Source organism: Streptococcus parasanguinis, assembly GCF_001578955.1.
Classification (GTDB): Bacteria; Bacillota; Bacilli; order Lactobacillales; family Streptococcaceae; genus Streptococcus; species Streptococcus parasanguinis_U.
The window spans coordinates 108,899-117,828 of record NZ_KQ969690.1; the positions used below are offsets into that span (position 1 = coordinate 108,899).

The 8,930-nt window shown below is 42.2% G+C and carries 7 protein-coding genes and 1 pseudogene; 6 read left to right on the plus strand and 2 right to left on the minus strand.

The window, feature by feature from the left end; all coding sequences use genetic code 11:
- Window positions 1-59 precede the first annotated feature (59 nt).
- A pseudogene (locus tag SPADD19_RS04360) lies at window positions 60-1,118 on the plus strand (Rpn family recombination-promoting nuclease/putative transposase).
- A gap of 315 nt (window positions 1,119-1,433) precedes the next feature.
- Complete coding sequence (locus tag SPADD19_RS04365; protein ID WP_061455327.1) at window positions 1,434-1,973, plus strand: NADPH-dependent FMN reductase; 540 nt, start codon at window positions 1,434-1,436, stop codon at window positions 1,971-1,973.
- Between the two features lie 30 nt (window positions 1,974-2,003).
- On the opposite strand, the gene SPADD19_RS04370 is transcribed toward SPADD19_RS04365, so the two are convergent.
- Both SPADD19_RS04370 and SPADD19_RS04375 read right to left on the minus strand, forming a co-directional pair.
- Window positions 2,004-2,699 (minus strand): VIT1/CCC1 transporter family protein, encoded by a 696-nt coding sequence (locus SPADD19_RS04370; RefSeq protein ID WP_049497174.1) that lies wholly within the window; start codon window positions 2,697-2,699, stop codon window positions 2,004-2,006.
- A gap of 275 nt (window positions 2,700-2,974) precedes the next feature.
- Window positions 2,975-4,369, minus strand: a complete 1,395-nt coding sequence (locus tag SPADD19_RS04375) for an MFS transporter (protein WP_061455328.1) — start codon at window positions 4,367-4,369, stop codon at window positions 2,975-2,977.
- A 298-nt stretch (window positions 4,370-4,667) separates the two neighbouring features.
- Here SPADD19_RS04375 and SPADD19_RS04380 point away from each other — a divergent pair, with 298 nt between their 5' ends.
- The 4 genes from SPADD19_RS04380 (at window position 4,668) to SPADD19_RS04395 (ending at window position 8,921) form a co-directional block, all read left to right on the plus strand.
- On the plus strand, window positions 4,668-5,960 hold the full coding sequence (locus SPADD19_RS04380; protein ID WP_061455329.1) for a PTS transporter subunit EIIC: 1,293 nt from the start codon (window positions 4,668-4,670) through the stop codon (window positions 5,958-5,960).
- Window positions 5,947-6,804 (plus strand): alpha/beta hydrolase, encoded by an 858-nt coding sequence (locus SPADD19_RS04385; protein WP_061455330.1) that lies wholly within the window; start codon window positions 5,947-5,949, stop codon window positions 6,802-6,804. Before SPADD19_RS04380 ends, SPADD19_RS04385 begins: the two co-directional genes overlap by 14 nt.
- Before the next feature lie 83 nt (window positions 6,805-6,887).
- Window positions 6,888-8,006: a DUF4767 domain-containing protein gene (locus SPADD19_RS04390; protein WP_061455331.1), complete on the plus strand. Its 1,119-nt coding sequence runs from the start codon at window positions 6,888-6,890 to the stop codon at window positions 8,004-8,006.
- A gap of 357 nt (window positions 8,007-8,363) precedes the next feature.
- The gene (locus SPADD19_RS04395; protein ID WP_061455332.1) at window positions 8,364-8,921 is read left to right on the plus strand and encodes a hypothetical protein; all 558 of its coding nucleotides are present in this window, start codon (window positions 8,364-8,366) and stop codon (window positions 8,919-8,921) included.
- Window positions 8,922-8,930 lie beyond the last annotated feature (9 nt).

Sequence of the window (8,930 nt, forward strand, 5' to 3'; positions counted from 1 at the left end):
CAATTTTTTCGAATGGTATGAGTGAAGGGATTCCCTACAAGAAATCATTGGAGGTTGCTATGAAGAAACGACACGAGTATGTATCGCCCACCTTGGATTTAATGGCAAAAAAGATTTTTAGTCTGCCGGATGTGACGGCCAAATTCATCCGAGAAGTATTGGATCTGCCAGTAGAGTCCGTTGAGATTTTAGAAGGAGACCAGATCCATGAGCAGGGGTTTTTAGGAGATCTTCCTTTTGAAACATCCGTTGATGTGAGAGCAAGACTAGATAGTGGGCTTGAAGTCATTATTGAGATTCAAGTTTTGAAGCAAGAGTATTTCTTGAATCGTTTCCACTATTATTTAGCCAATCAGCTAGTAGAAAATGTCCAACGCAAGCGAAAGAAAGGGGCAACCCATTCTATGTACTAGGCGCTGGAGCCGGTCTATGGGATCGCTATCCTGGAGCGAAGTATTTTTCCTCATTTAGATTCACCCGTCAATGTCTATGAAATGCGCCATACAGTAGACGGGACACCTCTTTATAGCTCTCGAAAGGATGGAGTAGTTCATAATATGTTAAAGGTTGCCTTTTTAGAGTTGGATAAGTATAATGAAAGTAGAGATACGGAGTTGAATGCTCACTGGAGACAATGGCTTGAATTTTTTGGTAATCGCCCATTCAGTCATCAACCAGATCAAGTGATCGAGCAGGCAGAATCACTCCTGATCCCATCAAATTGGACAAGGGAGGAAAAAGAAATGATTGATGAACGGATTCGTATCAGAGAAAATTGGGAAATGAGCATGGATACCTTTCGGAAAGAACAACTGGAAGCCGGTTTTCAGAAAGGGTTGAAACAAGGTCTTGAACAGGGACTCGAACAGGGACTCGAACAAGGTCTTGAACAAGGTTTAGAACAAGGTCTCGAACAAGGACTCGAGCGTGGTCTCGAACAGGGATTGGAACAAGGCAGACAAGAAGGCATGGAGTTGGGAGTTCAAGCTGGTCAGCAGTCTCTGATTCAAAAACTATCTTTGAAGGGGATGAGTATCGAGATGATTGCTGAAATGACGGATTTATCCAGCGAATCCATCAAAAAAATGTTGGCTACTGATTTGTCTAATGAGGAGTAGTAGCACGAACAGAATTTTGGGAACAATGAAACTTCGAGAATTACCTTGCTGAGAAAAAAGTAGTTCTAAAATGGATTGTAAAGATCGTCTAGGGCTCGTTTTTATTGGATGGTGATCCTCTACAGATTTATACGGTTATGATTTATTGAAGGTTGGACACTTTTGTCCAACCTTTTTTCTCGTTCTTATTGGCCCATCCTTAGTGAAATGGAATAAAAGTTTAAAATGTCCGAGTTGTAATCCTTGACATTACATTGTGATCTTGTATAATAGCTATTGTAACAAAAAATCTTACAACAGAAAGAGGAAACAACTATGAAAAACATTTTATTTATCGTCGGATCCCTTCGTCAAGGATCTTTTAACCACCAAATGGCTAAGAAAGCAGAAAGTCTTCTTGAAGGAAAAGCAACTGTGACTTACTTGGACTACAAGGACATCCCAATGATGAACCAAGATTTGGAAACACCAACCTTGCCAGCTGTACAAGCAGCGCGTGATGCGGTTCTTGCTGCGGATGCCATATGGATCTTCTCGCCAGTTTATAACTTTGCCATTCCAGGCGTAGTGAAAAACCTGATCGACTGGCTTAGCCGTGCCCTTGACCTGTCAGAAACGCGTGGTCCATCTGCCCTTCAAGACAAGATCGTAACGGTTTCTTCAGTAGCCAATGCCGGACACGAACCAATGTTTGCGGCTTACCAAGCGCTCTTGCCTTTCGTTCGGACTCAAGTGGTTGGAGAGTTTACTGGAACAACCGTTAACCAAGAAGCTTGGGAAACAGGTGAATTAATCTTGACGGACGAAGCAGTGGAAGGACTGAAAAAACAAGCACAAGATCTATTAGAAGCATAAGAAAAAGCTGAGACAAAATTCTCAGCTTTTTTAGATACTAAAGAGTTGTCCGAAGAAGTAAGTCACACCCATGGTGAGAAGTCCAATGATGAGGTTGCGAAGCATGGCTTGCTTGGTTGGTGCTTTTCCCAGTTTCGCACTGGTATAGCCAGTGAAGATCAAGGATAGTCCAACAACGAAGACCGTCACCGGAATGCGATAGGCAGTTGGAAAGAGAATAATAGAGAGCATTGGAGGAAGGGAACCAACCGAAAAAGCAAGGAAGCTAGATGCAGCAGCATGCCAAGGATTGGTAAACTCCTCGTATTCGATACCATATTTCTCTTCGACCAGGGCTTTGAGGGGATGTTTCAGAAAGGCTCGCTCTGTTAAAATCTTTGCGGAAGTTTCGCATTCCCCATTTTGAAGATAAGCATGGTAGAGAGATTCTCTCGCTAACTTGGGATCGCGATCCAACAAGGCTTGTTCGCGGTTAACAGCGGCTTCTTCCGTGTCTTTTTGTGTGGAAACAGAGACATACTCACCGCCCGCCATCGAAAAGGCACCTGCCAGAATCGCCGACAAGCCAGATAGGAAAATGATCCAGATGTTTGGTGTGGCACTGGCTACCCCAATCACCACCCCAGCTATAGAAATAATCCCATCATTGGCCCCGAGAACAGCGGCTCTCAAGATATTCAAGCGGTCGTTAAATGATTCATCTACTCCATGTTTCATTTCAGTCATACAATGTCTCCTTTATCTTATTTAGAATGATTATAAATAAAATACAAAAAGAATGCAAGGATTTTAACTCAAATGATAAAAGTTCGACAATTTAATAAAATTTAAGTTATATTCTTTGGCATTGTAAGTAAAAAAGAAAGAATAGGGCATACGCCTATTCTAGCAAGGTTTATTTAGCGGAAGTTGCCTTATCTTTGAAGATCCTGGTGGCATTGTCACACGGATCAGAAAAGGATAAAAAAACAGCAAATCTTGCTGTTTTTTGATGAGATAAATTAGTTCATTTCATTTTCTTTTCCGACAACCCAAAATAAGAGAAGGAGTTGGAAGATGCCTAAGGCAAATAAGACCATAAAACCGTTGCGGCTTCCTTTAGCAGTGGCTTGGGTGAAGTCCATCTTTTGATTAGCTTGGCTCATGGCAACGATCAGCGAAGCTAGGGTTGTTCCGACAGCGCCTGCAAATTGTTGCAAGGTATTAAAGATTGCGTTCGCATCGGGTTGCTCTTCCAGAGAGAGTTGTTTTTGTCCGTTGGTCATAATATTGCCGAAGGCCAGTCCCATACCGGTCATGAAGATCATGTAAAAGACGAGAATCAAACCATTTGTCAGCTTCAGGCCCAAGAGGGTGAAGTGAAAATGGGCCAGAAGGATGAAAGCAGCTCCAAGGAGGATCGGTTTGCGGGCCCCCAGTTTATCTAGAATCAGACCAGAGAAGGGGGCAAAGCCAGCTCCAATGATGGCTCCTGGAAGCAGCATCAAGGCTGCAAGCGTAGTGCTTGAGTGGTTGACCAATTGGACATAATTAGGAAGAAGAAAACTCATGGCAAGAGAGCCTAATTGAAAGGTGAAGAAGGCTAGAATATGGCCAGTGAGACGATGATTTTTCAAAATAGAAAGATTGATAATGGGAGTCTCTAACTGATTGGACCGCCAGACCAAAAGAACCAGTCCCAAGCTTCCGATCACCAGCCAACCAAGCACAGAAAAACTGAAGAACGCATGATCCGCTAGGCCATGAATACCTAGAATCAACCCTATGAAAAGGGCAATGATGGCAAGAAGGCTCACGATATCAAAGGTTTCCCTCTTGACTTTACTGATTTGCTCAATGGAGCGAAGTCCTGCAACTAGTGAGGCCAGAAGGATCGGGAATTGAACTAAAAAGATGGACCGCCAGCCGAAGCTAGCTGTTAAGAGTCCACCGACAGTAGGCCCAATAGCGGGTGCAATGGCTGTAATCAAGGTCCCCACTCCCATCATGAGACCGATCTTACGTTTTGGGACTTGTTCTAAAATGATATTAAACATCAGAGGGAGGGCAAAACCAACCCCCATTCCTTGGACCAATCGCCCCAGGACCACAAAGCCAAAATTTGGAGCTAGGAAGTCGATAAGAACACCTAAAACAGATAGGAGATTTCCAACTAAAAAGATGGACTTCATTTTAAAGGAACGCTTGAGATAAGCAGATAAGGGGACCACACAGGCAACCACTAGGAGATAGATGGTGGTAACCCACTGGACTGTTGCGGTGTTGATCTCAAATTCCTTCATCAATATTGGAAAGGTGATGTTCATGGCAGTCTCTCCAGCCACCCCGCAAAAGGACAGGATCCCTGTCGCAAAGATCGCGAACAAGACCTTGGCTGAAATTTTTTCTTGTGACATAGACGTCTGATTCCTCCTAAATCTTCCTATAGACATGGACTATGGTATAAAAAATATGGTAACGATCTGATTTTCCGTCAGGTAGCATAGTGGGACCTACGGCAACCTGATCCATCGTTTTATTAGCTAACAAATAGTATAGAGGAAATGAAGACCCCTGTCAAAGAGTTTTTGAACAGTTTTGAAAATATTAACAGCATTCTCAACTGATGACGTCTCTCCAAACGAAAGGTAAGGATCACCACTATGATATAATAAGAAGAAAGCAAGCAACGTGAACACACCAATAGGGGGCGCCATGACCAAGTATTTAGTCCAGAAGTTTTTCTGGTTACGAGAAAAAAGTTTGATTCAAATATCCCAGAAAACTCTGGTTTCCTTATTTCCTTTTTTCTTATTTTCAGGAATCGTTCGAGTGATTGCCTTATCGGTCTTTTCCGATCGAGGCTATATCCATCAGCTCTTTTCGATGGATAGTTGGTTGCCATGGGATCAAGCTATCAGCCAGGTTCTTATTAATTTTTCCAACTTTCTAGGAGGTCTAGCAGGGCCTTTAGCAACCTACTTCGCTGGGAAATATACAGCTGGGCACTATGGTAGAAGTACGGGGACAGCCGGCGTGACTGCTCTTTTGGTCAGCTTGATTGTAGGGTCTCAGGAATTGTTGGTGGGACCACTCAATGATGGGCAACTGACGCGAATTAACTTACCTGCGACGACCAATATCCTCTTAGCCATTGTTTTAGGCTATCTAATCGGACAGATCTTTCGACTATCCAAGGCTAGTGACGACCAGATTGTGGACAAAGACTTTATCTATCAGCCCAAGACTGTGCGTCCCATTTTCTTGTCCTTGGTTCTAGGGGTTAGCCTGAATATTCTCCTCCTTCTTGGCAATCAGTACCGTATTTTTCAAATGATCGGTCAATTCTTTAGTTTTCTGACTATAAGCAGTCATCATCTGCTGTCCACCTTTGTCATGGGACTATTTAGTGGGCTATCTGCTTGGTTTGGTAATAGTCAATCCTTTGCCTTGAACTCAATTGCGGATGATAACTTTGCTTTGGAAAATCTTACCTACGCTGTGACGCATCATACAACGACAGGCATTCCTCATCTCTATACCTTGACCAATTTGTACCGCAGTTTTGGTCTGGTAGCTGGAATTGGAGCCGTCCTAGCGCTTTTGGTGGCGATCCTGTTGGTTTCACGAAGTCAAAAGGACAAGAAAGTCAGTTTTCTCAGTCTGTTTCCAAGTCTCTTTAACAACGGGGCGTCTTTCATGGTAGGGATACCGGTCCTTCTCAACCTCCTATATGTGATTCCCTTCTTATTGATCCCCTTGGTGAATATGGGAATAGCAGCTGTGGCTTTGTGCTTCAAGCTGATGCCTGCAGCCGTCTATCCGGTGCCAGATGGGACTCCTAGCCTTCTTTATGCTTTTATTGGAACGGGAGGAAGTCTGAGAGCCTTAGCTGTAAGCCTTCTTTGTTTTGCCGTCGATGTGCTCCTTTATCTACCATTTGTCCGCATGGGAAATCGTATCCGAAAAGATTTAAAAGTGAAAGGAGAAAGCGATGAAGTCATCTAAAAAAACAGCCATCGTCCTTACTTTGGTCAGTCTTTTCTTGATCGCTTTAGCCATTCCTTCTTATAGCTGGACTCGGACCAATGTTTCAAAAATCGAGAAATTTTATAATTCCAAACTGTCTCCCATCATCATGATCCCGGGAAGCTCTGCGACAGAGAACCGCTTCGATGGCTTGGTGACCAAGCTCAACCAAGGCCGTCAAGGAACCAAACACAGTCTGCTTAAGGTTAAGGTTTGGAATGATGGGCATATCACCTATAGTGGTAGTATTGATGCCAAGGACAATGAGCCGGTAATTGTGGTTGGTTTTGAAAACAACAAAGATGGCTATAGCAATATTAAAAAGCAAGCCAAGCTATTCAATCAAGCCTTTGAAGCCTTTCAAGAAAAATACAATTTTAATAATTTCAAGGGCTTGGGTCATTCCAACGGTGGCTTGATTTATACAGCCTTTATTGAAAATTATCTGGGGGATTATGATATCGATCTCAAGACCCTCATGACCATCGGAACTCCCTACAATTTCACGGAGACCAATATCAAAAATAAATCTGAGATGTTGGCCGATTTTATCAAGGGAAAAGAAGCCATTCCTAGTACCCTCCATATGTATTCAGTAGCAGGGACCATCACCTATGATTCAGATGAGCTAGTCCCGGATGCCAGTGTCTCTGCTGGGAAATATATCTATCAAAACCAAGCTGCTAGCTATACGGAGATTACAGTGACGGGGGAAGATGCCCAGCACTCGGACCTTCCAACCAATGATGAGGTGGTTGCCTTGGTGAAAGAGCATATTGAAAGTCAAACGGATCGTCGAGCCAAACCGAATAAAATAAACTAAGTGTGACGAAGGGATTTCTTCCTCACGCTTTTTTTAGTATAATAAAGTTTAGTATGAAAATAAGGGAGACTATAGGAAATAAGATGAAAATAAAAAAATGGATTCAATTGGGCTTAGTGGCTTCGAGTATGGTCATGTTAACAGGATGTTACCAGAGATACCAACGCCAGTCTAGTCCCAAAAAAGAGGCTACAACGAGCCAGACTTCAACAAAGAAACAAGCGAAAAAAGCAGATAACAAACAATTATACCAGTCTGTTTTTTCAGACTACCAAAAGATTTTTGCCACTTCAAAAGAGTTAGATGCTATTTCCAAATTGAATGATGCATTAGCTAAAGAAGATCGGATGATCAATAGCTGGGTGATCGAGACCGTGATCAATCAGCCAGATGCTGTTCGCTATGCCTTTAAGGACCTAAATAGCGATGGGGTAGAGGAGATGATCATCGCCAATCAGCAGACCGATGGAAGCTACTTTGTGACAGGAGTTTATTACCTCAAGGACCAAAAACCGACTCTGCTAGCTGAAGGTTTCGTCGCTGGACACGGTGGAGCGCGCAATGCGACGACCCTCTATAAGGGAGGAGAAGTCTTAGAAGTCAGCTGGTTGTCAGGAACTGGCCGTGGTGTAGCCGTTCTCTCACGGATAGAAAAGGTGCCTCAAGCCGCGACCAAAGTCCAGGAAGAAGAAGTCCAAGTACCGGGGTCAGATCTGAATGCCCTCTTTGGAAAATCGGATGAGGATAAACTGGATCTCAAGAGTTTCGATTGGCAAACTTTTGACAGCACACCATCATCGGGAAATAGCCAACGCCAGGAAAAAACGCCTTGGAATGCTGAAAAATCAGCAAAATTAGCAGAATTTATGAAGACCTGGGGCGAAAAGATGGGCCAACCAAACTATCAAAAAGGCATCGCTGGTGGTGATGTAGGACCAGATAACCTCTATACTCTAGGGGAAAATAGCAAGATGGATGCCATTTATACAGATACTGGTCAGGGAAATGCAAAATACAGAATCGTGGAACGCTATAGCAATTGGGACAAGTATCCAGATGTGCATAGTTATTTCTTTGCCATTACAGATACGGGAGAAGCCATTGTCTTTCATTCTCCAACGACCAATGGTGGAAAGATGTATCTAAAACCAACAGACAACAAGGAACTTCAAGAAGAGTTCAATCAATTACTTCATCAATGAAAAAAAGAAACAGGAGCGAAATCTTGTTTCATGCATTTTGTGCATTTTTGCAGTTAAAAGGCAAATAAATACGTTAGAAACTTACTTTAATACCTCGATGCAGTTCTTTAACCGATCAGCACGGGCTTATTCAGTTATTTCAAGCATTCATCAAAGATTGGACGTTTTGTCTAATCTTTTATTTTATTCGCGGAATGAATAAAAATATATTTTCTGGTTTTTGTGAATAGGACGGAAAAATATGTTAAGAGTTAGTGATAAAAGCCGGTATAAAAAGGATTGAGAACATAAAATATTTGACAATAAAAAGATTTCATTTTAAAATATAATTAATCAATATCTATAGGAGAAAAAATTATGAAAAAACTTCTTACAGCGGGCGTGGCTCTCTTATCAGTTGCAACGTTAGTAGCATGTTCTGGTAAAACTGCTTCGGAATCATCTAGCAAAGATGCAAAGGCTTCTTCTAGTAAGGTAGAAAAATCATCTACTTCAGAAAGCAAATCAAGCAGTTCATCAAAATCATCTAAATCAGCAACTTCTTCAACAAATATCCCTGAAATTGTATTGTTGACAGATGAAGAAATTGACAGTGCAAAAACAATCGGAGATATGAAGAATCTTTATAGCAAATTAGTTGAAAGCTATAAGAAATATGCGCAAGATATTGGCCAACAAATTCCAGAGGCTCAGAGAGATGCGTATACTCAACAAGTAGATCCAGCTATTAAGGCCTTGGATGAATCAAAAACTCAATTTGATACGATGCTTTCAAGCGTAGGTCCTGATAGTACGACTGTTCCTGAACAAGGACGTACGACTTTCTTACAACAAGTGAAAACATCTCGTGATGCAATGAAACAAGCTCTTGAAAGTGCATATAAAATGGTTGCACCGTATACATCGGCTCAGTAATGAAAGAAT

Excerpts from the sequence above, each read along its gene's own strand:
- SPADD19_RS04365 (WP_061455327.1), top strand. The coding sequence starts at position 1,434 with ATGAAAAACATTTTATTTATCGTCGGATCCCTTCGTCAAGGATCTTTT.
- SPADD19_RS04370 (WP_049497174.1), bottom strand. The coding sequence starts at position 2,699 with ATGACTGAAATGAAACATGGAGTAGATGAATCATTTAACGACCGCTTG.
- SPADD19_RS04375 (WP_061455328.1), bottom strand. The coding sequence starts at position 4,369 with ATGTCACAAGAAAAAATTTCAGCCAAGGTCTTGTTCGCGATCTTTGCG.
- SPADD19_RS04380 (WP_061455329.1), top strand. The coding sequence starts at position 4,668 with ATGACCAAGTATTTAGTCCAGAAGTTTTTCTGGTTACGAGAAAAAAGT.
- SPADD19_RS04385 (WP_061455330.1), top strand. The coding sequence starts at position 5,947 with ATGAAGTCATCTAAAAAAACAGCCATCGTCCTTACTTTGGTCAGTCTT.
- SPADD19_RS04390 (WP_061455331.1), top strand. The coding sequence starts at position 6,888 with ATGAAAATAAAAAAATGGATTCAATTGGGCTTAGTGGCTTCGAGTATG.
- SPADD19_RS04395 (WP_061455332.1), top strand. The coding sequence starts at position 8,364 with ATGAAAAAACTTCTTACAGCGGGCGTGGCTCTCTTATCAGTTGCAACG.